This window comes from Pseudomonas sp. NFACC45, assembly GCF_900113505.1.
GTDB lineage: Bacteria > Pseudomonadota > Gammaproteobacteria > Pseudomonadales > Pseudomonadaceae > Aquipseudomonas > Aquipseudomonas tehranensis.
In genome coordinates, this window is sequence record NZ_FOPO01000021.1 from 1 (window position 1) to 24,208 (window position 24,208).

A 24,208-nucleotide genomic window follows, 5' to 3' on the forward strand; every position below is an offset into this window, starting at 1 on the left:
TTGACGGTGCCGGTGGTTTGCCCGGCGGCGATGGTGATGACCGAGCCATTGCTCAAGGTCACGGTGACCGGCGTCTGGGCCGGGTTGGTCAGGGTAGCGGTGTAGGTGATTTGGCCGCCTTCGGTAACGGTGTTGCCGGCCGTCAAAGTAACGGTGGTGGTGTCCACGGTGTCGGTGATCTGGGTCACTGCCGGTGTGGTGGGCAAGGTCACGGCAATGCCGGTGCCGCCGGTAGTGCCGGTGACCGTAACGCTGATCTGGCTAGCGTCGTTATAGACGGTGTCGTTCGGCGCCAGGGGGACGTTGACGCTGCCGGTCAGTTGCCCGGCGGGAATCACGATCACTGCGCCGTTGGAAAGGGTCACGGTCAGGTTGGTCTGAGGCGCCTGGGTGACGGTCGCGGTGTAGACCAGTACGCCGCCGGCCTCGGTCAAGGTTGGGGTGGCGCTCAGAGTCAGCGTCGAATCAAGCACTGCGTTGGCAGTGGTATCGGCGTCGGTGTCGCCGCCGGTGATGTCGTCGTCAGCGGCCGCGGCTGCGCTCAAACCCTCAGTCGGGAACCCGATGGTCGGGTCGACGCTGCCAGCGGTGGCATCCAGCATCACAACGCTGTGGCCGCCCCCGGCGGCCCCGCCCGTACCTGCTGCAGTGGCGCCAGCGGCGGTGGCTTCAAGGGCGGTCGTCGGGTCGACCCCGGCGGCAATGGCCTGCTGCAGTTCTTCTACCGACGGCGCAGCCTGGGCAGTGGCCTGGGCGAGATCAGTGGAGGAGTCCGGGGCACTGGCGCTCCACTGGGTGTCGCGACCCAGGTCCAGCGTGCGCCCATCGGCCAGCTCCAATGTAACGGCGCCAGCAGCGCCGGTGTCCAATTGATCGCCTGTAGACAGGCGGTCACCTTCAATGAGCACACGCCGGATGCCTTCGGGGGATACGACGAAAACCTGACCAACAATGCTTTTGACGACGGCAATAACACTGCTCATTGAAGACTCTCCGGGTGCCACGTTCAGTAGACTTCCATGTACCGGACAGCCTGGGGCTGCGCCGGTCTGGACGCTCTTGCTTCGCTAAATAAGGTTGTTTTGACGCTTTGTTGTGTCAATATTTTGGCTTGTTTTTTGGTTTATTTTGTTTATGCCAAACTATTGACCTTCTGCCGGCCATCCTAAACAATCGCTTCAGTAATGTCACATTGATATTTAAGCGGCGACCTGTTCTTTCGGTGCATGATTCACTGCCTGTTTCGAACTTTCCGACATACGGTCATCCCGGTTGCCATCATCCGATGCAGCGCCACCTTTCGCTGTGATTCAAGACAAGAGTTTCGGGAATAATCCAACCATGCGTTTGCACGTGTTCAAGGCTTTACCTTTCGCCCTCGCCGCCAGTTTCGTACAAGCACAAACCTTGCCGCAGGCTATGCAACAGGCGCTGGATGTCCATCCTGAGATTCAGGCCGGTGTGAACAGCCGACTGGCGGCGGACTACCAGCTCAAGGCCGCTAAAGGCGGCTACCTGCCTAGAGTGGACCTTGCAGCGGGGTACGGTCGCGAAGGTACTGACAGTGTGACGACCCGCTCGGGCAGCAATAACCATTGGGAAACCTTGAACCGTAGCGAGTCCAGCCTGCGCCTGACGCAAATGGTTTTTGACGGTTTTGCGACGTCCAGCGAAGTGGGGCGTCAACAAGCCACCGTCAATGCCCGTGCCTACTCATTGCTGGATGCCTCCGAGCGCACCGGGTTGACCGTGGCCCAGGTTTATCTCGATGTGCTGACCCGACGCGAGTTCGTGCGCCTGGCCGAGGAAAACCTCAAGAGTCACGAGCGTATCTTCGATCAAATCAAGCTGCGCACCGACCGTGGGGTGGGCAGCGGCGCCGATCTGGATCAGGCTGAGGCGCGCATGGCCCAGGCCCGCAACAACCTGATCACAGAGCAGACCAACCTGGCCGACGCAGAGACCAACTACCTCAGCGCCGTGGGTCAGATGCCCGATCAACTGGAACGCCCCGCCGACTTTCTGGCACTGCTGCCGGCCAATCTGACTGAAGCTCGTGCCCAGATGCTGGAAAACAGCCCGGTGTTGCGTTCGGCCGAAGCAGACATCGCGGCTGCCGAGCAACAGTACGAAGCCGCCAAGTCGAGCTTCTACCCACGCTTCGACGCCGAGTTGGGCCGTACCGCCGACAACGATCTGGATGGTCAGAACGGTCACAACAACGAATGGCAAGCTATGCTGCGCATGCGTTTCAACCTGTACGCCGGTGGTAGCAACAAGGCGGATCTGGAGTCCAAGTCGTATTTGTCGAACCAGGCCTTGGACATCCGCAACAATGCCCTGCGTCAACTGACTGAAGAGTTGGGCTTGGCCTGGAACGCCCTCAACAACGCCAATGCCCAAGTGCCGATTGCCCAGCAGTACGTCGATCACAGCGCCAACGTACGCACCGCCTACCAGCGGCAGTTCGGCCTCGGCGAGCGGACCCTGCTCGACTTGCTCGACAGTGAAAACGAGCTGTTCAGCGCCTCCCGCCGCCTGGCGGAGATCAAGAACGTGCAGTTGTTCAGCCAATATCGGATCAAGGCAACCATGGGGCAGTTGCTCAAAAGTCAGGGGGTTGTCGCGCCGTTGGCATCCGTTGTGCAGAATGACGTCAAGCCCAGGGTCCAGTTGCCTGGGATGAATTGAGTCATCCATCCCGTTTCGATCAGCAAAGAGTGCCCAGCGTGGAATCAGAAGTCAGTCGAGTCGAACTCATCCATGATCCGCGCACGCTGCATGACGACCCGTTGCTGGACGGCTTGCTGGCGCTTTGCATGCTCCATCAGAAGCCGGCCAGCGCGGCGATGCTCACCACCGGCCTGCCGTTGCCCAAGCAACGATTGAGCGTCGAATTATTGTCGCGAGCGGCGGCGCGTGCCGGTCTGCAAGGCCGGGTGCTGCAACGCCGGCTCGAGCAGATACCGACCATCGCCATGCCGGCCCTGCTGTTGCTCAAGGACGGTCGCAGCGCGGTGTTGCTCGGCTGGGTCGGCGATGACCAGGCGCGTTTGCTGCTCAGCGAAAGCGACGGCGGTGAAGTGACGGTCAGCCGTGAACTGCTGGCCGACGACTACAGCGGCAAAGTGTTCTTCGCTCAACCGCAACACAAATTCGACGTGAACCACGGCACGCTCATTCCTCGGGCGCGTTCGTGGTTCCGCGACACTCTCAAGCGGTCGCGCTGGCTGTACGCCGACGCCATCGCCGCCAGCTTGCTGATCAACATTATCGCCATGGCGGCGCCGCTGTTCGTGATGAACGTTTACGATCGCGTGGTGCCGAACCAAGCCGAGTCCACCCTGTGGGTGCTGGCGATCGGTATTACCGGCGCCTATGTGTTCGACCTGATCCTCAAGATGCTTCGCAGCCTGTGCCTGGACCTGGCCGGCAAGAAAACCGACCTGATCATTTCGGCGACGCTGTTCGAGCGCATCGTTGGCATGGCCATGAAGTATCGCCCGGCACGGGTGGGCAGCTTTGCCCAGAACATCCATGAATTCCAAAGCCTACGGGACTTTCTCGCCTCGCTGACCCTTACCAGCCTGATCGATCTGCCGTTCACCTTGCTGATCTTCATGGTTATCGCGATCCTCGGCGGGCATCTGGTGTGGATTCCGGTGCTGGCCTTTCCGATTGCCCTGCTGATCGGCTACGCCTTGCAAAAGCCCCTGGTGGCGACCATGGAGCGAACCATGGCTCTGGGCGCCGAGCGTCAATCGAGCCTGATCGAAACCCTGGCCGGTCTGGATGCGGTGAAGGTCAACAACGCCGAGAGTGAGCGCCAGTATCAGTGGGAACAAACCATCGGCACGCTCAGCCGCCTCGAGCTGCGGGTGAAGATGCTGTCCGGCCTGGCGATGAACATCACCTTGCTGATCCAGCAGTTGGCCGGGGTGATCATGATTGTCTTCGGCGTCTATCAGATCATCGACGGCAACCTGAGCATGGGTGGATTGATCGCCTGCTACATGCTCAGTGGCCGTGCCCTCAGCCCATTGGCGTCGCTGTCGGGTCTGTTGACTCGCTATCAGCAGGCGCGGGTGACCATGGTGTCGGTCGATCAGATGATGGAGCTGCCCCAGGAGCGCAATTTCGAAGAGCGTCCGTTGAGCCGTAAGGTCTTGCAGGGTGCCATTGAATGCCGTCAGTTGAATTTCACCTACCCGAACCAGCAGAACGCTGCGCTGAAGAACATCAACCTGGTGATCAAACCAGGGGAAAAGATCGGCATCATTGGCCGTAGCGGCTCGGGTAAGAGCTCCCTGGCCAAGTTGCTGGTGGGCCTGTATCAGCCGGACGACGGTGCACTGCTGGTCGATGGCGTGGACATCCGCCAGATCGACGTCAGCGAGTTGCGCTACAACATCGGATATGTGCCACAGGATATCCAGCTACTGGCCGGCACCCTGCGGGACAACCTGACCTCCGGCGCCCGTTACGTCGAGGACGAATTGGTGCTCCAGGCCGCCGAATTGGCCGGTGTGCATGAGTTCGCGCGGCTGCATCCGCAAGGCTATGAACTGCAAGTGGGCGAGCGCGGGCAGAACCTGTCCGGCGGGCAGCGACAGAACGTCGCCCTGGCCCGTGCGCTGCTGCTCAACCCGCCGATCCTGCTATTGGATGAACCCACCAGCGCCATGGACAACACCGGCGAGGAGCGCTTGAAACAGCGCCTGGCCGCTGTGGTGGAAAACAAGACGGTGCTGCTGGTGACGCACCGGGCATCCTTGTTGTCGCTGGTGGACCGCCTGTTGGTGATCGACCGCGGGCAGATCCTCGCCGACGGCCCGAAAGCCGCGGTGATGGAAGCGTTGAAGAAGGGGCAGATCAGTGTTGCTTAAGTCGGGTTTGAAAAGTGCCGTGGGCCGTTATTTCAAGGGCTCGGACTCGCTGCATGGTCAGCCTCTGCCAGAGGTCAACAAAGCCCTGATCGAAGACGCCCCGCGGGTGGTGCGGCTGACGATCTGGGGGATCATCGGCTTCTTTGTCTTCCTGTTGCTGTGGGCCAACTTCGCGCAGGTCGACGAAGTGACCAAGGGCGACGGCAAGGCGATTCCGTCGTCCAAGATCCAGAAGATCCAGAACCTGGAAGGCGGGATCGTTGCCGAGCTGTTTGTCAGCGAAGGGCAGATCGTCGAGGCCGGCGCGCCGTTGATTCGCCTGGATGACACGCGGTTTGTCTCCAATGTGGGGGAAACCGAAGCTGATCGCTTGTCCATGTTATTGCGGGTCGAACGTTTGAGTGCCGAGGTCGATGATCGGCCGCTGAACTTCCCTGAAGATGTGCTCAAGGCTGTACCGCGTCAGGCCGCCAGCGAGGAGTCGCTGTACATCAGCCGCCGCCAACAGCTGCACGATGAAATCGGCGGGTTGCAGGAGCAGTTGATTCAGCGCCAGCAGGAACTGCGCGAGTTTGTTTCCAAGCAGTCGCAATATCGCTCGGCCCTTTCACTGCAGCGCCAGGAGATCAACATGTCCGAGCCGCTGGTCGCTCAAGGCGCGGTGTCGCCGGTGGAAGTGCTGCGGCTCAAGCGGGCTGAAGTCGAAACCCGTGGACAACTGGACGCCACGACTCTGGCGATTCCCCGCGCTGAATCGGCGATCAAGGAAGTGCAGCGCAAGATTGATGAGACGCGCGGCAAGTTCCGCAGCGAAGCCCTGACCCAACTCAATGAGGCGCGTACCGACCTGAACAAGGCTCAGGCCACCGGCAAGGCTTTGGAGGATCGGGTAAGCCGTACACTGGTCACCTCGCCGGTGCGGGGTATCGTCAACAAGTTGCTGGTGAACACCATCGGTGGGGTCATCCAGCCCGGCAGCGACCTGGTGGAAATCGTACCCCTGGACGACACGCTTCTGGTGGAAGCGAAAATCCGTCCCCAGGACATCGCCTTCCTGCACCCCGGTCAGGACGCCACGGTGAAATTCACCGCGTACGACTACACCATCTACGGTGGATTGAAAGCCAAGCTGGAACAGATCGGTGCCGATACCATTACCGACGAAGACAAGAAAACCACCTATTACATCATCAAGCTGCGCACCGAACGCAGTCACCTGGGCACCGCTGAAAAGCCCCTGTTGATCATTCCGGGCATGGTGGCCTCGGTGGACATCATCACCGGCAAGAAAACCGTGCTCAGCTACTTGCTCAAACCCATCATCAAGGCCCGGGCCGAGGCGTTGCACGAGCGGTAATTGAACCAGTCCTGTCACGAGCTTGCTTGCGGTGGCCGGCTTTCTTCAAGGTGGTGTCCATATCACCAGTAATCCGGCTTGATGGCAGGGGCCTTGTGAGTGGGCACTCGGTCAGGGAACTGGTGGGACTGGAGTTCGTCGCAGGTGACAACGCGACGCATCCAGTCGGCGTGCTCTTTTAAAGAGCCGGGAGCCAGGCGTTTGGATCCGGTTCGGTAGGGGAGTACGACACCGATTTTCAGGTAAGGGAAGTCCTCGCGAATCGCTCTTAATGCGGGTGCCATATCAGTGTCGCCCGAGACTAGCACTAGTTGGTCGATACGTTTTTCCCACGGCAGTGTTTCCTGCCTTGAAGCCATGCGATACATGCTGATCGCAATGTGGACGTCCGTTTCCTTTTCTTCCAGCTTCCAGATAGCAACCGTGTCCTGACGTGAGGCGCCGATTTTTCTGCTGACGTAGCGGGGGGCGTTGGCACGTTCGAGCTGATGGCGTCCGTAGTGAACGGTGACTTTGCTGGCCTTCAGTGCGCGGACGTATGAGTCTTGAGCCTCTTTGGAAATGATCCCTCGCGTTGCCAGTTCCGGTTTGACGGAGGACGTGAAGTAATCAACGGAGGCGAGCGAGCTCCGGGGATTCTCGACGCGAGCGATGTGCGCCAATAGTTGTGCCAGATTCAACCATTTGTGTGGTGTGCCGGCGAGCAATCCATAAAAAACGTTATAGCCGTCAACGAAAAAAGCGGTACGCACAAACTCAATCCCCATAAACGAAAAAACCGGCCGAAGCCGGTGTTTTCACCCCAACGGCCAGAGAATCTAATCTCTGCGTACGGGGTTGAGCAGTGAGCAAATCCTAAGCCCGGGGTGATTCTAAGTCAATCATGGGTGAACAAGCTCCTGCACCGGCAGGATGAGTTTTGTATGCCTCTACAGCGAAGGGTCAATACGTTTTTAGCCCGGTTTGTCAGCGAGTATTACAGCTGAGGCCGAAATGAAAGCCGGTTGCTAGATGAGACGAATAATCCATCGCTTACTGCCTATTTGAGCGAGCGGATACTCCTAGGCCCTTGTAGGATTTGATACCGAGATACCTAAGTAAAAAATCAGGGCTTTTTAACCGTCTTCCTGTCTTTTTGAAACAACAGATTTCCGCCCCATCACGGCTACTCCCTTGACGCCCCCCACCGCTGTCGTAGACTCCGCCCATCCGTCAGGGAGTAGCGGTTATGCGGCGTTCAGCTAGTTGGGTTTGGGGGTTGGTCTTTGTAACGTGCTGGGTGCAGGCGCAAACGCCTGCTTCCGATGATCCGCTGCTCGAGAGCGGCATCAGGGCCAGCGCGCCGAGCGGCAATGAGGCGCGCGGGGTGCTTCGGGCACGGGATCAGGCGGTGCTTGCCAGTGAGTTGGCCGGGCGAATTGTCGAGTTGCCGTTCAGTGAGGGGGAGTCTTTCAAGCAGGGCGATACCCTGGCGCGTTTCGATTGTTCAGCGTACCAGGCTCAGCTCAATGCAGCTCGGGCTGCGAGCCGTGGTGCCAGTGAAGAACTGGCCCATAACAAGCAATTGGCAGCGTTGAAATCGGTCGGGCGTTTCGAAGTGGCGCGCGCCGAGGCCAGGCTTAGCGAGGCGCAGGCGCAGTCCCAGGTTTATCAGGTCCAGGTCAAGCGCTGCAGCGTGATCGCGCCGTTCGATGGGCAGGTGGTGGCGCGCGAGGTCCAGCGCTATGAAAGCGTGGCCGCCGGCGCGCCGTTGCTGGACGTGGTCGACAACCGCACTCTTGAAATCCATCTGCTGGTGCCTTCGCGCTGGATGGGCAGGCTCAAGCCGGGCCAGTCCTTTACCTTTGTCCCCGATGAAACTGGCCAGCCGCTGCAAGCGACGGTCAAACGCCTTGGCGCGCGCATCGACGAGGGCAGCCAGACTTTGCTGCTGGTGGCGACGCTGCCCGACGCCAAGGGTCTGTTGTCCGGTATGAGCGGTACGGCGCGTTTCGCGGAGTTCAAGTGAACGCGCCGATCATGGGCAGCGCCGAACAGGTATTTGCCCGATTCCTTGACCTGGAGCGCCAGACGCGGGCCGCGCGTACCCCAGCGCAGCTGAGCTATAGCCTGGTCAACGATGGTCAGGCCCTCTTTGGGTTTCGCCATGCCGCGCTGTTGATCGCTGGCAAGGTCCAGGCGGTGACAGGTGTCAGTGCGGTGGAGCCGAACGCACCGTTTGTGGCGTTTGTCGAGCAGGCGGTGGCGCAGTTGTTCAAACAGGGCGTACTGAGTCAGGCTCGGGTGATTGCCGCTGATGGGGTGAGCGACGCCATTCAGGCGGACTGGCGAAGCCTGTCGGCGGGGCAGGTGTTCTGGCTGCCGTTGATCGATCATCAGGGGCAGGTATTCGGCGGTTTGTGGCTGGCCCGTGACCTGCCATGGCCCCCCTCTGAACAAGTGCTGCTGTCGCAACTGGGCGACACCTACAGTCATGCCTGGCTGGCGCTGCAACCGCGCAAGCCGTGGCGCTTGCGTTGGACCCGCAAGCGTCAGGTCGCCTTGGTGGCGGTGCTGCTGCTGGGCTTGCTGGTTCCTGTCCGTCAGTCGGTATTGGCTCCGGCCGAAGTCGTGCCGCTGGGCGGGCAGGTAGTGGCGGCACCGCTGGACGGCGTGATCGCCGAGTTTCTGGTCAAACCCAACCAGAGCGTCAAGAGCGGTGACTTGCTGTTGCGCTTCGAAAGCACCAGTCTCAAGGCCCAGGCCGATGTGGCCGAGCGCGTGTTGGGCGTGGCTGAGGCGGAGCTCAAGGCCAACTCTCAGCGCTCGTTTGCCGATGCCGAGTCGAGTTCGAAGATCGATCTGTTGGCTGCTCGCGTCGAGCAGAAACGCGCCGAACGCAACTACGCAATCGAATTGCTCAAACGCAGCGAAGTACGCGCCGAACGGGACGGTATTGCGGTATTTGCCGATGCAGAACGTTGGCTCGGCAAGCCGGTGCAGACGGGTGAGCGGTTGATGGAAATCGCTGATCCGAATCAGGCCGAATTGCGTATTGAGCTGGCAGTGGGCGACGCGATTGACCTGGCCCCTGGTGCCCAGGTGGCGTTGTTCCTCGACAGTGATCCGTTGCAGCGACACCTGGCCAGGCTCGAACGTTCGGCCTACGAGGCGCAACCCACTGCTGCCGGGCAATTGGCGTATCGCCTGGACGCGCGTTTCGATGACGCGGCGCCGCGCATCGGTCTGCGGGGCACGGCAAAAATTTTCGGCGATCGCGCCCCGCTGGCGCTGTACCTGTTGCGGCGACCCCTGGCCGGCTTGCGCCAGAGCGTGGGTCTGTAGCATGGAACTGCCGAGCCTGCGGCCAGACCTGCAATTGTCCCCGGCGGCCCCGGACCCGGACGGCTCCCCTCAATGGACCTTGGCCGATCCGGTACGCGGGCGCTATTTCAAGCTGGGTGCGGCGGCGATGCGCATGCTGCGGCACTGGTCCCTCGGTGACCCGGAGCAGGTGTTGCAGGCCGCGAACCGTGAGCCGGGCCTACCGCTCAATGGTGAGTCGCTGGAGCAATTGCTGGGCTTTTTGCGAGATCACGATCTGATCAGCGCCATGGACCCGCAACAGCGCGACAGCTATCAGTTCAAAACGGCCGCCCAGCGTCAGAGCCTGTGGCAGATCCTGCTGCACCAGTATCTGTTTTTTCGCATTCCGTTGTGGCGCCCGGATGCTTTTCTCAACCGCGCCTGGCCTTTTCTCGCCCGGTTCGGGCCCGCCATCCTGCGTTATGGCATGCCGCTGACCCTGGGCGTGGGTATTTTTCTGGTGTCGCGGGACTGGCAGCGCTTCGTGGCGACTTTTCCGCACCTGTTCAGCCTGGGTGGCGCGCTGGCGTTCGGAGTGGCGTTGTTCTTCGCCAAGTTATGCCACGAGTTCGGTCATGCTTTCATGGCCAAGCGCGCCGGTTGCCGTGTGCAGAGCATGGGCGTGGCATTCATGGTGCTGTTGCCGATGTTCTATACCGACGTCAGCGACGCCTGGCGGATCAATGATCGTCGTGCCCGGCTGCTGATCGGCGCCGGTGGAGTGTTGGCCGAATTGTTGCTGGCGTGCATCGCCTTGCTGGCCTGGTCGCTGTTGCCCGACGGACCAGCCCGCACCGCCGCGTTCATGTTGGCCAGCGCCACCTGGATCACCACGTTGATCATCAACCTGAATCCCTTCATGCGCTTCGACGGTTATTTTCTGCTCAGTGATTTCTGGGCCGTGGATAACCTTCAGGGGCGAGCGTTTGCATTGTGCCGCTGGCGCTTGCGCGAAGCCTTGTTCGGCTATGGCGCGGCGGCTCCGGAACCCTGGACACCGAAAATGCGTCGGCGCCTGCTGGTATGGGGATACGGCGCCTGGTTATGGCGCGCGGCGTTGTTTCTCGGTATTGCCCTGGCGGTCTATCACTTGTTCTTCAAGGTGTTGGGCATTTTCCTGATGTTGGTGGAATTGGTGTGGTTCATTTTTATGCCCATCGTGAACGAATGGCGGCAGTGGTGGAGCCGGCGCGAGCAGGCCCATGGTCCGCGAGTGCTGCTCAGTGGCCTGGTGTTACTGGCGTTGGCGTTGGTGCTGCTGTTGCCCTGGCGCAGCGCCGTCGAGGTGCCGGTCATGCTTGAGGCCGGTCGTGCCAGCGCCTTGCATGCGCCGGTGGCGGCGCGGATCAAACAGGTGAATGTGCATGACGGCCAGACCGTGGCCCAGGGCGAGGTGTTGATCGAGCTGGAGTCGCCGGACATGGCCTCGCGCCTAGCGATTGTGCGTCGGGAAATCGAGATCCAGCAGCTGCAGATGCGTCGCCAGGCTGGGCGCAGCGAAACCGCCGCCGATGCCGGGATCGTCGAACAACAACTGGCCGAAGCGGTGGCTGAATACCGGGGCCTGGCCGCCCAGCGCGAGCGCCTGCTGTTACGCGCGCCCCATGCCGGACAGGTGCGCGATCTATTGCCGCAGTTGTCGGTGGGGCGCTGGTTGTCACCCACCCAGCCGCTGGCGCGGGTGGTACAGGCTGACTCCCGGTTACGCGGCTACCTGACCGAGGCCGAGCTTTGGCGGGTCGAGCCCGGGGCCACGGGGCGGTTCATCGCGGACGATCCAATGCACGCCTCGATTGCTGTGCAATTGAACGAGATCGATACCAATGGCGTGGCCTGGGTCGAGCAACAGGCGTTGACGTCCGATCATCACGGGCCGATTGCGGTGCGCCGTGACTCGCAACAACGCGCCGAGCCGGTGCAGGCGCAATATGGCGTGCGTTTGAGTGCAATGGATGACACACCTGCTCCGGCTCAACCGCTGCGTGGCGTAGTGGTGTTGCAGGGGCACGGTGAATCGGTACTGGGAGCGACCTGGCGTCGGCTGGCGGCGTTGGGTGTACGGGAAAGCGGGTTCTAAGGAGCAGGCATGGAGTCAGTCGCGGCAGAGGGTCTGGTAGTGAGGCCATCGCGGGTCAATGATGGCCCGTTTTTGCAGAGCCTTTATCAGGCCGCGCGAGCGGACCTGCAATGGATCGATGGCGAGCCGGAGCAGGTGCAGCAGGTGGTCGCGCAGCAGTTCCAGGTGCAGGAGCAAGGCATGGGAGCGCACTTTCCTAATGCCATGCATTACGTCGTGGAAAAGCTCGGCACCGCTATCGGTGCGTTGAGCGCTGATTTTGGCCCCAATGAGATTCGCGTGCTGTACCTGGCCTTCATCCCCCAGGCGCGCGGACAGGGGTACGGTCGGGCGGTGCTGCAAGGGGTGCAAAAAGCCGCGCAACAAATCCGCTGTCCGGTGGCGACCGTCGTCTGGGCCAGCAACCCCCACGCCCGCCAGCACTACCTGGCGCTGGGGTTCGAAGTGCAAGAGCGCAACCCGGCCGCAGAACGGTTGGTTTGGTATCCGAAAGGAAGCTGAGCAATTCTTGCAGGTGCTATGAACCCTTGTGGGAGCGGGCTTGCTCGCGAAGGCGGCTGACCAGTAACAAATCAGCCAACTGACACACCGCCTTCGCGAGCAAGCCCGCTCCCACAATAGACCTCTGCGAATACAGGTTGGTACTCGCTTCTCTGCCGCTAGTTGAACGCGATATAGAAATACCCCACCGTCGAATCGCGTCCCATCGGCGGGATTCGCGACACAAACACCCCTTCGAGTCTTCCCAGCTCTGGCACCTCCAGCCCACAGAGCCCGTCCACGAAGTCCGTGCGATGCAGGCTGTTGAATTCCACGCTGAACGGCATGCGCTCGGCGCTCGGCATCTTCGCCCGAGGTGCTTGCTCGAGGGTTTCGAACCTTACGGGCAGGGTACTTCCGTCGGGTAGGGTCAAGCTGCTGGTCTGGCCCAGCAGCGCTTGGAAATGGTGGCTATGAACCTGTAGCAGCATATCGACACTCCAGCAGGCCGGAGGGCCGCAGCCCTCCGGCACGCTATCAGTTACGGGACGGGAAGATGCCTTGCAGGGCAATGCTGAAGTTGATTGCCAGGAACGGGTTCATGATCTCCATTGGCTGCCCGTTGCCTGCGGGGGAAACCGTGCCGCTGACGGTAGTGGTCACCCCCTGCAGCGACACGGGTGAGGCGCCAATCTGGTCTGAATAAATAGCGGCCGAGCCTGGCCCGGTACCCGAGGTGCCGATGAACGAGTTGGTTGCCGTTGGCGTATTCACCGGATTGCTGGCCGGGTTCGCCAGTTGTAGGGTGGTCGCAGCCGTGATGCCCGTGAGGGCATGAGTGTGCGCGGGCAGGTTGGCCTGCGTCGCGGTGACGCTTTCAGTGCCGGAAACAGTGCCGATGTCCCGCGGGCTCAGGCCTATGCCGGTGCCCATACCCATGGGCAGGCGACCTTGCAGGTTGGGAAGCATGAAGGAGGTCTGGCCGTTGCCTCCGTAGGTCACGCCGATCAGGGCAAACAAGGTTTGATATTGGGAAAGGGCCAGTGTCTGCCCGTTGCACAGTGCCCAACCTCTGGGCGCGAAGTCAAAGGCGAACGACTGGATAGTGCCGATGAATACTTCCATAGAATCCTCATCCATCAGGTTATTGGTATGGCGGCTGGTCACGCACGGCTGAGCGTAGACGCGGTTGTTTCATCCTGCCGGGAGAAAAGCACGGAAAAACCCTGCCGTTTGGCTTAATCGATTCAGGTCAAGAAAGCCTCCATACCGTCCATCTTTTTTACAGTTATCGAGGGGGTTGATGGCAAAGTAGTACTAGGCGGTAATTATTTCATCGGCTACGCTTCGCGATACAAAGGGACTACAAACAAGGTGAAGGGATTGTCGCAGTTTCACTTTATTTCCGGCTTGCCGCGCTCGGGCTCGACCCTGCTCTCTGCCATTTTGCTGCAAAACCCGCGCTTTCATGCCGGCATGACCAGTCCCGTCGGATCGCTGTTCAGCAGCGTCCTGCAGCAATGCAGCGCCGGCAGCGAGTTTGGTTCGGTGATTGACACCGACCTGCGCCGCCGCCTGTTGCGCGGGCTGTTCGACTCCTACTACGCCGACAAGGCCGACAAACCTGTCATCTTCGATACAAATCGCCAATGGTGCGCGCGGTTGCCTGCGCTGCATGACCTGTTCCCCCAAGCCAAGATCATCGCCTGCGTGCGCAACGTCGCCTGGGTACTGGACAGCCTTGAGCGGCTTTACCGGGCCAATCCGTTCGAGAACACCAAGCTGTTCAATGACGATGATGAGCGCAACACCGTCTACAGCCGCTGCGAAACCCTTGCCCAGCGCAACCGCCTGGTGGGATTTGCCTGGACGGCGCTCAAAGAGGCGTATTACGGCGAAAACGCCGAGTCCATGTTGATCGTCGACTACGACCTGTTGAGCCAGGCCCCGGAGCGGGTGATGCGGCTGGTGTACGAGTTCATCGGTGAGCCGTGGTTCGAGCACGATTTCAATCACTTGACCTACGACGCACCGGCCTTCGACCAGGCGCTGGGCGTTGCCGGCCTGCACAAGGTCAAGCCCAAGGTGGCGCTGCAAACCCGGCGTACCCTGCTGCCGCCGGATCTGTTTGAGAAGTATGCCGAGTTGTCGTTCTGGCGCGATGGGTCCGCAAGCGCCGCCAATGTCATTCGTATGAAAACCGACGCCGCGGTCAGCTGACTCGCGGTTTTTTTCATTTGCGTGTTTAAAAAGTTCGAATCCAGGTGAACGTCATGTGGTGGAGCAAAGGCAAATCGCGGGTAACCGAGGGCGCACAGGCCCTGGCATCGCCAATGATCATGTCCCTGGAGCCGCGAATGCTGTTCGACGGCGCGGTGGCGGCTACCGTGGCCGATGCCGCACAGGCGGACGCCCAACCCACCGCAGACGCGGCCAAGACGCCTGCCGCCGACCAGGCTTCAGACAGCCATGCGCCTCAGGGCCAGGCCGATGCCACCCAGGCCGCTGTGCCGGGCAAGACCGTGGTGTTTGTCGATTCTCGGGTCAAGGACTCGGCAGGCCTGCTTGAAGGCGTTGCGCCCGGTACCCAGGTGGTGCAATTGGATGCCACCAAGGACGGCCTGCAACAGATCGCCGATTACCTGGACACCCACCAGGGCATCAGTTCGGTGCAGATCATCGCCCACGGTAATGCCGGTGACTTGTGGCTGGGCAGCGCCTACCTGTCGGCAGATAACGTCCAGGCCCGTGGCGAAGTGCTGGCGCAGATCGGCCAGGACATGAACGCTGGTGGCGATATCCTGATTTACGGCTGCTACACAGCCGAGGGCGACAGCGGCCTGAAGCTGGTCAATTCACTGGCGCAGTTGACCGGCCGCGACGTGGCGGCCTCCACCGACCGCACGGGGCTTGGCGGCGACTGGGAGCTGGAAATCGCCACCGGCAACATCGAAAGTGCCAACGTGCTCTCGACCAAGGCCATGAACGAGTACCAGTGGGGCCTGGCCACCTGGACCGCCACCAACAATTTCAATTCCGGCATCGGTTCTCTGCGCGCAGCTTTGGATTCTGCGCAGAACGGCGACATCGTCACCTTCAATGCCAACATGACCGTCGCGCTGACCCAGGTGCTGGTGGTCGACAAGAACGTCACCATCGATGGCGATCTCAACAATGACAACGTGGCCGACGTCACCCTCGACGGGCAGTACCGTACCCAGATCATCAACGTGACGGCTGGCACCACGGCCACCCTTGATGGCCTGGTGATCACCCGGGGTATGACGGCGGGCAACGGCGGTAATGGCGGCGACGATGCGCTGGTGTCCAAGGGCGGCGGGATTTACAACGCCGGCACCCTGACCCTGAGGAACGTCACGGTCACCGCCAACGCCGCTTCGGGTGGTGGGGGCGGCGGCGGTGTGACACCGCAATACTCCGGTGGCGCCGGCGGTGGTGGCGGTGCGATAGGCGCCAGTCCAGGCAGTATCGGTGGTAGGGGCGGCGACACCCTCGGGTATATGGGGTCTTCCGGATCGGTTGGCCAGGGCGGTACCGGCGGCAGTAACAACGGCAGCCAGGGCGGTAGTGGCGGTTCCTCTATCGGTGGCGGCGGCGGTGCGGCTTATCCTGGCTATAGCACTGGTTCTTCCGGTGGCACGGCCAGCAGCGCTGGATTGTCCATTGGCGGTGGCGGCGGTGGTAACGGCTATAACGACATCGGCGGTGCCGGTGGCGGAGCGGTCGGTGGTATCTACAACGACACGGGCGCGACCCTGCGGATCATCGGCAACACGGTGATTTCCAACAACGTCGGGGCGGGCGGTGGCGGTGGCGGTGGCGGCGGAGGTGGCTACACCCAAACGGGCGGTGCCGGTGGCGTCGGTGTCGGCGCCATCTGGAACAAAGGCTCGATCCTGATCACTGCGGCCAACTTCGCAGCCCTGGCCGGCAACGTCGGCGGCAGCGGCACTGGGGGCTCGAGCGCTGGCAGCGCGGGCGTTTCGCCAGCGTCGGTGGCCAACGTCTATGGCGACGGCGGCACCATCAACACCAACTATGTGCCCGACGAGACGCCGCCCACCGCGACCGTCGTGGTGGCCAATACCAACCTGAACTCCGGTGGCACGTCGCTGGTGACCATCACCTTTTCCGAAGCCGTGACCGGCCTCACCGCAGCCGACCTGACGGTGCAGAACGGCACCATCGGCACCTTGACCAGCGGCGACGGTGGCATCACCTGGACCGGCACCTTGACCGCGGCCAGCAACATCGCCGACACCACCAACATCATCACCCTGAACAACACCGGGGTTGCCGACCTGGCCGGCAATGCCGGCGTGGGCACCACCGACTCGAACAATTACGTGGTCAACGACACCGTGGCGCCCACGGCGTCCATCGTGGTCAGCGACACTGCCCTCAGGGTAGGTGAAACCTCGGTAGTAACCATCACCTTCAGCGAAGCGGTGAGTGGTTTCACTGCCGCCGACCTGACCGTCGCCAACGGCTCGATCAGCGGCCTGAGCTCCAGCGACGGCGGCATCACCTGGACGGCTACCCTGACACCGGACGCCAGTATCACCGATACCAGTAACCTTGTGACCCTGAACAACACCGGGGTCGCTGACCTCAATGGCAACGTTGGCGTTGGCACCACCAACTCCAACAACTACGCCATTGATACCCTGCGCCCGACAGCAACCATCGTCGTGGCTGACACGGCACTGAGGGCAGGCGAAACGTCTCTGGTGACCATCACCTTCAACGAGGCGGTGAGCGGTTTCACTGTCGCCGACCTGACGGTGGCCAACGGTACGGTCACCGGGTTGAGCAGCAGCGACGGTGGTATCACCTGGACCGGGACACTGACCCCGACCGCCAGCATCAGCGACACCACCAACCTGATCACGCTGAATAACAGTGGCGTTGCCGATCAGTCCGGGAACGTTGGCACCGGCACCACCGATTCGAACAACTACGCCATCGACACGCTGCGTCCCACCGCCACCATCGTGGTGGCCGATACCGCGCTGAACGTCGGCGAAACATCCCTGGTGACGATTACCTTCAGCGAGGCGGTGACCGGTTTCACCCTGGCCGACCTGACCGTCGCCAACGGTTCGCTGAGCGGGCTGAGCAGCAGCGACGGCGGCATCACCTGGACCGCGACGCTCACCCCGAGCGCGTCCATCAGCGACGCCACCAACCTGATCATCCTGGCCAATACCGGTGTGGCGGACGCGGCCGGCAACGCCGGCACCGGTACCACCAGTTCCAACAACTATGCTGTCGACACGGTGCGCCCGACCGCGACGATCGTCGTCGCCGATAACGCCTTGAGTGTCGGCGAAACCTCGCTGGTGACCATCACCTTCAACGAAGCGGTAACAGGCTTTACCACCGCCGACCTGACGGTCGCCAACGGTACGATCACCGGCCTGAGCAGCGGCGACGGTGGCATCACCTGGACCGGTACGCTCACACCAAGCGCCAGCGTCAGCGACACCAGCAACCTCATCACCCTGGACAACACCGGCGTGGCTGACGCGGCGGGCAACGCTGGTACGGGCACCACCGATTCGAACAACTACGCCATCGACACCGCGCGTCCGACCGCCACCATCGTGGTCGCCGACTCGGCCATTGGCGTCGGCGAAACCTCGGTGGTGACGATTACCTTCAGCGAGGCGGTGACCGGTTTCACCTTGGCCGACCTGACCGTTGCCAACGGCAGCCTGAGCGGGCTGAGCACCAGCGATAACATCACCTACACCGCGACTTTCACGCCGAGCGTGGGCGTCAGCGATAGCACCAACCTGGTCACGCTCGGTAACACGGGCGTGGTGGACGGCGCTGGCAATACCGGCAGCGGCACCACCGACTCCAACAACTACGCCGTCGACACCCTGCGCCCGACCGCCACCATCGTGGTCGCCGATACGGCGCTGAGCGTCGGCGAAACCTCGCTGGTGACCATTACCTTCAGCGAGGCGGTCAGCGGTTTTGACAATTCCGACCTGAGCGTCGCCAACGGTACGCTGAGTGCGGTCAGCAGCAGTGATGGCGGCCTCACCTGGACCGCCACCTTCACTCCGGCCCTCGGCGTCACCGACACTTCCAACGTCATCACCCTGAACAACACCGGGGTCAGTGACGCGGCGGGCAACACCGGCACCGGCACCACCAACTCCAACAACTACCAGGTCGATACCAACGTACCGACGGCGACCATCGTGATCGCCGATTCGACGTTGAGCATCGGCGAGACGTCGTTGGTGACCGTGACCTTCAACTCGGCGGTCAGCGGGTTCGACAATTCGGACCTGACCGTCAGCAACGGCACGCTCAGCACCATGAGCAGCACCGACGGTGGCGTCACCTGGACAGCCACCTTCACGCCGAGCGCCAGCATTTCCGATACCAGTAACGTGATCACGCTGGACAATACCGGCCTGATCAACGGCGCGGGCAATGCGGGCGTCGGCACCACGGACTCCAACAACTATGTGGTCGATACGGTGCGCCCCACCGCGACCATCGTCGTGGCCGATACGGCCATCGCCGCTGGCGAGACCTCGCTGGTGACCATCACCTTCAGCGAGGCGGTGACGGCGTTCACCAGTGCCGACCTGACGGTGGCCAACGGCGTGATCTCCGGCCTGAGCAGCAGCGACGGCGGCATCACCTGGACCGCAACCTTCACGCCGACCGCTGGCGTCACCGACTCCAGCAATGTCATCTCGCTCAACAGTGGTGGCATCGTCGACTTGGCGGGCAACTTCAACGTCGGCACGAGCGATTCCAATAACTACAGCGTCGACAGCCAGCGTCCGACCGCCACCATTGTGCTGAGTGACTCCGCGTTGAGACCGGGCGAAACGGCTCAAGTGACCATCACTTTCAGCGAGGCGGTCACTGGCTTCACCAACGCCGACCTGAGCGTGGCAAATGGCACATTGAGCGCCGTGAGCAGCATCGACGGCGGCTTGACCTGGACCGCCACTTTCACGCCGGACCTGGGCGTGACCGACGCCACCAACCTGATCGTCCTGGACAATACCGGTGTGAGCGACGCAGCGGGCAACACCGGAACAGGCACCACCAACTCGGCCAACTACGCAGTCGAGACGCGGGTGCCAACCGCCACCGTCGTGGTGGCTGATAACGCACTCAGCGTGGGGGAAACCTCGCTGGTGACCATCACCTTCTCGGAAGCGGTCAGTGGGTTTGATAATGCTGACCTGAGCGTGAGCAATGGCACACTGAGCAACGTCTCGTCCACCGATGGCGGCGTGACCTGGACGGCCACCTTTACCCCGGCCAGCAACATCAGCGACACCAGCAACCTGATCAGCCTGGACACCAGCGGCGTGGTCAACGTTTCGGGCAACAACGGTGTCGGTGTGGTGAACTCCAACAACTACGCGGTCGACACGGTGCGCCCCGGCGCCACCATCACCGTGGGCGACACCCGCCTGGGCATCGGCCAGAGCACCACCGTGACCATCAGTTTCACCGAGGCGGTGTCCGGTTTCGACCTGTCGGACCTCAGCGTTGCCAATGGTGTGTTGTCCAACCTCGCCAGCAGTGACGGCGGCCTGACCTGGACGGCGACCCTGACGCCTACCGCGGGCGTCAACGATGCCACCAACTTGATCCTGCTCGACGCCAGCAATGTGCAGGACCTGGCCGGCAACGCCGGCGTGGGCATCGCCATTTCCAGTAACTACGCACTCGACGCCACCCGGCCGACGGCAACCATCGTGGTCGCCGACCCGAACCTGACGGCGGGCGAGACGACCCAGGTGACGATCACCTTCAGCGAAGCGGTGACGGATTTCGATCTGTCGGACCTCAGCGTCACTAACGGTGAACTCACCAACCTGAGCACCAGTGACGGCGGCAGGACCTGGACGGCCACGTTCACTCCAACGGTAAACCTCACGGACCCGAGCAACTTCATCGCCCTGGACACCGGTAACGTCAGTGACCTGTCGGGCAACGCCGGAGCAAGCGTGGCGGTGTCCAACAATTACGCCATCGACACCGTGGTGGCCAACGATGTGAAGCCACCGCCGGAGTTCCTGACGTCCGACCCTGTCACGGTCGTGCCGCCTTCCGAGGTGCCGTTGCAACCGATCGTTTTTACACCACCAACCGGTGACCTCGGCTCGCCGCTGGGCTTTCCACCGCTGTTTGAACAACGGGACGTGGGCGGCGGCATTCGACCGATTGGCGACATCTTCATCAACCGTGGCGCATTGGCGCCGAGCTACATCGCCCAGGTATTCAGCTCCGACGCGGCGGGCGATGGCTCCGGCCAGGGCTTCCTGGGCTTCGGTGGCGGCGATGGCGGGGTGTTCGGCAGCAGCACGATTTCGGGTCTGTTCAATCAGGACACCGGCTCCGACGGGGAATCGCTGGACGCCTTCGACAGCCAGTCGATGCAGGGCGGTGATGGGTCTCAAGGGGTATTCGGCGCACCAACCCTGGGCCAGCAACTGCAACACATCAAAGACACTGAACAGCGTCAGGTCGACAGCCTGGCAATGGCATTGCAACAGGTCGGCATGAGCCAGGCGCAGGCTTGAACAACTAAAAAAATTGGGGCAGCCAGGGGCAATCCAGGGAATGAATAGAAGTCAGAAGTTATTCGCAATGAGTGTGCTGGCGTTGACGGTCAGCGGATGTGCGGTCACCAGTGAGCCGATCGAGCGTAGCGTCAGCGAGCAGCGCGCCCAGACCGATCTGCAGAACATGTACAAGGATCAGGAGCCCCTCAGCGGCCCGCTGACCCTGCACCAGGCCATGGCCCGTGCAGTGAAGTACAACCTGGAAGGCCGCTTGAAGATCATGGAAGAGGCACTGGCCAAGCGTCAGTTGGACCTGGCCAGTTTCGACATGCTGCCGCGCATGGCTCTGGACGCGGGTTACGTGGGCCGCAACAACGTCAGCGCTTCCAGCAGCCAGAGCGTGGAAACCGGTACCCAGTCTCTGGAACCTTCGACTTCCCAGGACCGCGACCGCGAAGTGGCCGACCTGACCATGGTCTGGAACGTGCTCGATTTCGGCGTGAGCTACATCAGCGCCAAGCAGGCCGGGGACCAGCGGCTGATCGTGCAGGAGCGTCGGCGCAAGGTCATCAACACCATCGTCCAGGATGTGCGTTCGGCTTACTGGCGAGCCATGGCCGCCGAGCGCCTGCTCAAGCAGATCGACAGCCTGATGGTCCGAGTCGATACGGCTCGCGGCAACAGTCAGAGCATGAGCGAGCAACGCATTGGCGACCCGGTGCAGGCACTGGGTTACCAGCGTTCGCTGATCCAGGCCACCCGCCAGCTCGAAGAGCAGCGCCGGGCGTTGTCCCTGGCCAAGACGGAACTGGCGACGCTGATCAACCTGCCCCTGGGCACCGAGCTGACCTTGGCCACCCAGGATGAATACGTCATCCCGGAGCTCAAGGTCGACCTCGCGCGTCTTGAACAGGAAGCCCTGACCAGCCGCCCGGAACTGCGAGAGCAGGACTACCAGACGCGCATTACCGCCGCTGAAACCCGCAAGGCCATGCTGCGCCTGTTACCTGGGCTGGAGTTCTCCGCTGGAGGGCATTACGACAGCAACTCGTTCCTGGTGGAGCAGGGCTGGGCTGACTATGGCGTGAAAGTCACCTGGAACCTGTTCAACGTGATCTCCGCCCCGGCGGCCATCAACGTGGCCAAGGCCGGAGAAGAGGTGGCGGCGGCACGGCGTCAGGCCATGTCGATTGCCGTGCTGGCGCAGCTGTACGTGGCCAATGCCAATTACCGCGAGGCGCTGCGCCAGTTCAAGACCAGCCAGCAGTTGGCGGATATCGACGGGCAGATCGTCGGTCAACTGCGCAACCGCCATCAGGCCGCAGGCTTGGGTGAACTGGACCTGATCCAGGGCGAACTCAATACGCTGCAGGCTGATTTGCGGCGGGATCTGGCCTATGCCGACCTGCGCAACGCCTACGGCCAGATCTTTGCCAGCGCTGGCCTCGACCCGTTGCCCGATGAAGTGCAATCGACCCAAGTGCAATCGATTGCCACGGCGCTGGCCAACCGCGAAGCGGCGTGGGCCCAGGGCGATATCGCGGTGCCGACGGCAGCGGTGACCCAGTAACAGGCCGCACGTAGGGTGCGCCCGGCGTTTTCCCGGCTGCCGGTAACGGTGAACCTGCCTTTGCTGTTGCAGGCACTGGCAGCCGTTGAGGACGATCACTGGCATGGCCACTTCAACAGCGCCTATTACAGCGGTGACTGGAGTGGCGTGGCGCTGATTTCGGCGGCCGATGCCTTGACCCCGTTGTCCCCTGGGCGCGGTCAGCCCGTGCACCGCGCGCCTTGGTCGGACGATGACCGTTGGCACGAAGCGTTGCGCGACTGGCCGCTGGAGATCGTCTCGGCCCGGCTGCTGCGACTTGGGCCCGGTGGCTGCATCCACGAGCATCGCGATTATGACCTGGCGGGGGCGGACGCCGATCTGCGCCTGCACGTTCCACTGCTCAGCCCGCCAGGCGTGGATTTCTGGCTGGATGGGCAACGGATTCCGATGACGGCGGGTGAATGCTGGTTTCTCGACTTGTCGCTGCCTCATCGCGTCGATAACCACAGCACTCAGCCACGGATTCATCTGGTGCTCGATTGCCGCCCCAGCCCATGGCTGCAAAGGCAGGTGGCCGCTGGGTTGCTCAGCACACCGGCAATCGGGGCTGAGCGAAGTGATCTGCTGTGCTTTGAGCAACTCGTTGAAAGCGACCCGCAACTCGCCCGGACCTTGCAGAGCCTGCATGACGTGGAGGCATTCATTGAGTGTGCAATAGCGATGGCTGCCGAACGCGATTTGCACTTTACCCGGGAGCAATTGCAGGCGGCCATGCGCAACGGTCGCCGGCAATGGAGTGACCAGTGGAAGGCTTGAACCTGGACGGCTGGCTGCCGATCCGCGTGTGGCAAGCGGCGGGGCAGTGGCAGGTTGACTGGTGCTGGTTCGGCGAGGCGCGATTGTCGCAACCGTTCTTCGGCGACGCGGTGGAGCAGGCCCTGCGGTTGCCTTTCAACCAGGCGTTCCGCCGCCAGACCCCTTTAAGTGTCCTGGACCAGTGGAGGCAACAAAGCCCGGGCCTGCCCCCGAGTGCATTCATCTTCCATGCCTCCCGCTGCGGCTCGACGTTGATCAGCCAGATGCTTGCGCAACTGGACGATCACATCGTCATTTCAGAGCCGCCGCCTCTGGATGCTCTGCTGCGCAATGCTATGCCACCCGTTGACCGGAGCATGGCGCTCATGGGGCTGATGTCGGCCTATGGGCAACGCCGCCGAGGCGTGGAAGAGCGCTTGGTGATCAAGCTCGATGCCTGGAACATCGGTGAGCTGGCACTGCTGCGCGAGTGCTTTCCCGCCACGCCCTGGCTGTTCGTGTACCGCGACCCTTTGGAAATCGCCGTTTCCCATTTGCGTCGTCCCGGCATGCACATGGTGCCGGGGATGATCGGGCCGAGCGTGCTGGACGACGGATTGCCCTTCAGCGGCCAGGAAGATTTCGTCGCGCGCCGACTGGGACGGCTGTTGCAGGTGGGGCTGGAGCGCTGCCATGAGTTTGCCGGGCTGACGGTTAATTACGCTGAGTTGCCTGATGCGATGGCAGGTCGACTGGCAGAATTTTTCGGACTCAATGACGCCCAGCGTCGCCAAGTGTTTGCGATGGCGGGGCAGCATGCCAAGCAGCCGGGGCAGGCGTTTGCCGGTGACAGCGAGGACAAGCGTCGGGAGGCTTCGTCAGGGCTGCGCCATCAGGTGATGCATTGGGCGCAGGGGCCCTATGAGGCGCTCGAAACCTGGCGCGTTGGCAGTTGTTCAGTTGGCATCAATGTCGACTGACCCAGCGCCATCGCGAGCAGGCTCGCTCCCACATTTGTTCTGTGTTGCCGCTATATCCCCGATTCTCTGTGGGAGCGAGCTTGCTCGCGATGACGCCGGTACATCCAACATCACTGCAAACTGACCCTCCGCTTTCGCGAGCAAGCCCGCTCCCACAGGA

At 62.0% G+C, this 24,208-nt stretch carries 16 protein-coding genes; 12 read left to right on the forward strand and 4 right to left on the reverse strand.

Going from position 1 to position 24,208, the window contains the following annotated elements; genetic code table 11:
• Nucleotides 1-983, reverse strand: a 983-nt coding sequence (locus BM132_RS27245; protein ID WP_092459968.1) for a retention module-containing protein, incomplete at its 3' end; no start/stop codon positions are given.
• A 358-nt stretch (nucleotides 984-1,341) separates the two neighbouring features.
• Here BM132_RS27245 and BM132_RS27250 point away from each other — a divergent pair.
• From BM132_RS27250 to BM132_RS27260, 3 genes are read left to right on the forward strand one after another with little or no spacing between them, the layout of a single operon-like run.
• A complete protein-coding gene (locus BM132_RS27250) occupies nucleotides 1,342-2,691 on the forward strand; it encodes a TolC family outer membrane protein (protein WP_092403345.1) in 1,350 nt (449 codons plus the stop codon).
• Between the two features lie 38 nt (nucleotides 2,692-2,729).
• Nucleotides 2,730-4,886 carry a type I secretion system permease/ATPase gene (locus tag BM132_RS27255; protein WP_092403343.1) on the forward strand — a complete coding sequence of 719 codons (2,157 nt, stop codon included), beginning with the start codon at nucleotides 2,730-2,732 and terminating at the stop codon, nucleotides 4,884-4,886.
• The gene (locus BM132_RS27260) at nucleotides 4,876-6,243 is read left to right on the forward strand and encodes an HlyD family type I secretion periplasmic adaptor subunit (protein ID WP_092459969.1); all 1,368 of its coding nucleotides are present in this window, start codon (nucleotides 4,876-4,878) and stop codon (nucleotides 6,241-6,243) included. The genes BM132_RS27255 and BM132_RS27260 overlap by 11 nt, the downstream gene beginning before the upstream one ends.
• 62 nt (nucleotides 6,244-6,305) lie before the next feature.
• Here the strand turns inward: BM132_RS27260 and BM132_RS27265 are convergent, their stop codons facing one another.
• Entirely contained in the window at nucleotides 6,306-6,995 is a 690-nt protein-coding gene (locus BM132_RS27265; protein WP_092459985.1) for an NYN domain-containing protein, read from the reverse strand.
• Between the two features lie 476 nt (nucleotides 6,996-7,471).
• Here BM132_RS27265 and BM132_RS27270 point away from each other — a divergent pair, with 476 nt between their 5' ends.
• From BM132_RS27270 to BM132_RS27285, 4 genes are read left to right on the forward strand one after another with little or no spacing between them, the layout of a single operon-like run.
• A complete protein-coding gene (locus BM132_RS27270; protein ID WP_092403337.1) occupies nucleotides 7,472-8,251 on the forward strand; it encodes an efflux RND transporter periplasmic adaptor subunit in 780 nt (259 codons plus the stop codon).
• Nucleotides 8,248-9,567, forward strand: coding sequence for an efflux RND transporter periplasmic adaptor subunit (locus BM132_RS27275; protein WP_092459970.1), 1,320 nt, complete (start codon nucleotides 8,248-8,250; stop codon nucleotides 9,565-9,567). The genes BM132_RS27270 and BM132_RS27275 overlap by 4 nt, the downstream gene beginning before the upstream one ends.
• A gap of 1 nt (nucleotide 9,568) precedes the next feature.
• Nucleotides 9,569-11,665 carry a site-2 protease family protein gene (locus BM132_RS27280; RefSeq protein WP_092459971.1) on the forward strand — a complete coding sequence of 699 codons (2,097 nt, stop codon included), beginning with the start codon at nucleotides 9,569-9,571 and terminating at the stop codon, nucleotides 11,663-11,665.
• 9 nt (nucleotides 11,666-11,674) lie between these two features.
• A complete protein-coding gene (locus BM132_RS27285) occupies nucleotides 11,675-12,166 on the forward strand; it encodes a GNAT family N-acetyltransferase (protein ID WP_092459972.1) in 492 nt (163 codons plus the stop codon).
• A 158-nt stretch (nucleotides 12,167-12,324) separates the two neighbouring features.
• Here the strand turns inward: BM132_RS27285 and BM132_RS27290 are convergent, their stop codons facing one another.
• Together BM132_RS27290 and BM132_RS27295 are read right to left on the reverse strand one after the other, a co-directional pair.
• On the reverse strand, nucleotides 12,325-12,636 hold the full coding sequence (locus BM132_RS27290) for a DUF6916 family protein (protein ID WP_092459973.1): 312 nt from the start codon (nucleotides 12,634-12,636) through the stop codon (nucleotides 12,325-12,327).
• 46 nt (nucleotides 12,637-12,682) lie between these two features.
• Entirely contained in the window at nucleotides 12,683-13,270 is a 588-nt protein-coding gene (locus tag BM132_RS27295) for a phage tail protein (protein WP_092459974.1), read from the reverse strand.
• Between the two features lie 249 nt (nucleotides 13,271-13,519).
• Between BM132_RS27295 and BM132_RS27300 the strand changes: the two genes are divergently transcribed.
• From BM132_RS27300 to BM132_RS27320, 5 genes are read left to right on the forward strand one after another with little or no spacing between them, the layout of a single operon-like run.
• Entirely contained in the window at nucleotides 13,520-14,365 is an 846-nt protein-coding gene (locus tag BM132_RS27300; protein ID WP_092403325.1) for a sulfotransferase family protein, read from the forward strand.
• Nucleotides 14,366-14,418: 53 nt separating this feature from the next.
• Entirely contained in the window at nucleotides 14,419-20,739 is a 6,321-nt protein-coding gene (locus BM132_RS27305; protein ID WP_092459976.1) for an Ig-like domain-containing protein, read from the forward strand.
• Nucleotides 20,740-20,779: 40 nt separating this feature from the next.
• Complete coding sequence (locus tag BM132_RS27310) at nucleotides 20,780-22,291, forward strand: TolC family protein (RefSeq protein ID WP_092403321.1); 1,512 nt, start codon at nucleotides 20,780-20,782, stop codon at nucleotides 22,289-22,291.
• 15 nt (nucleotides 22,292-22,306) lie between these two features.
• Nucleotides 22,307-23,089 carry an aspartyl/asparaginyl beta-hydroxylase domain-containing protein gene (locus BM132_RS27315; RefSeq protein ID WP_092403319.1) on the forward strand — a complete coding sequence of 261 codons (783 nt, stop codon included), beginning with the start codon at nucleotides 22,307-22,309 and terminating at the stop codon, nucleotides 23,087-23,089.
• Complete coding sequence (locus tag BM132_RS27320; RefSeq protein WP_092459978.1) at nucleotides 23,077-24,048, forward strand: sulfotransferase family protein; 972 nt, start codon at nucleotides 23,077-23,079, stop codon at nucleotides 24,046-24,048. The genes BM132_RS27315 and BM132_RS27320 overlap by 13 nt, the downstream gene beginning before the upstream one ends.
• The last annotated feature ends 160 nt before the right edge of the window (nucleotides 24,049-24,208 follow it).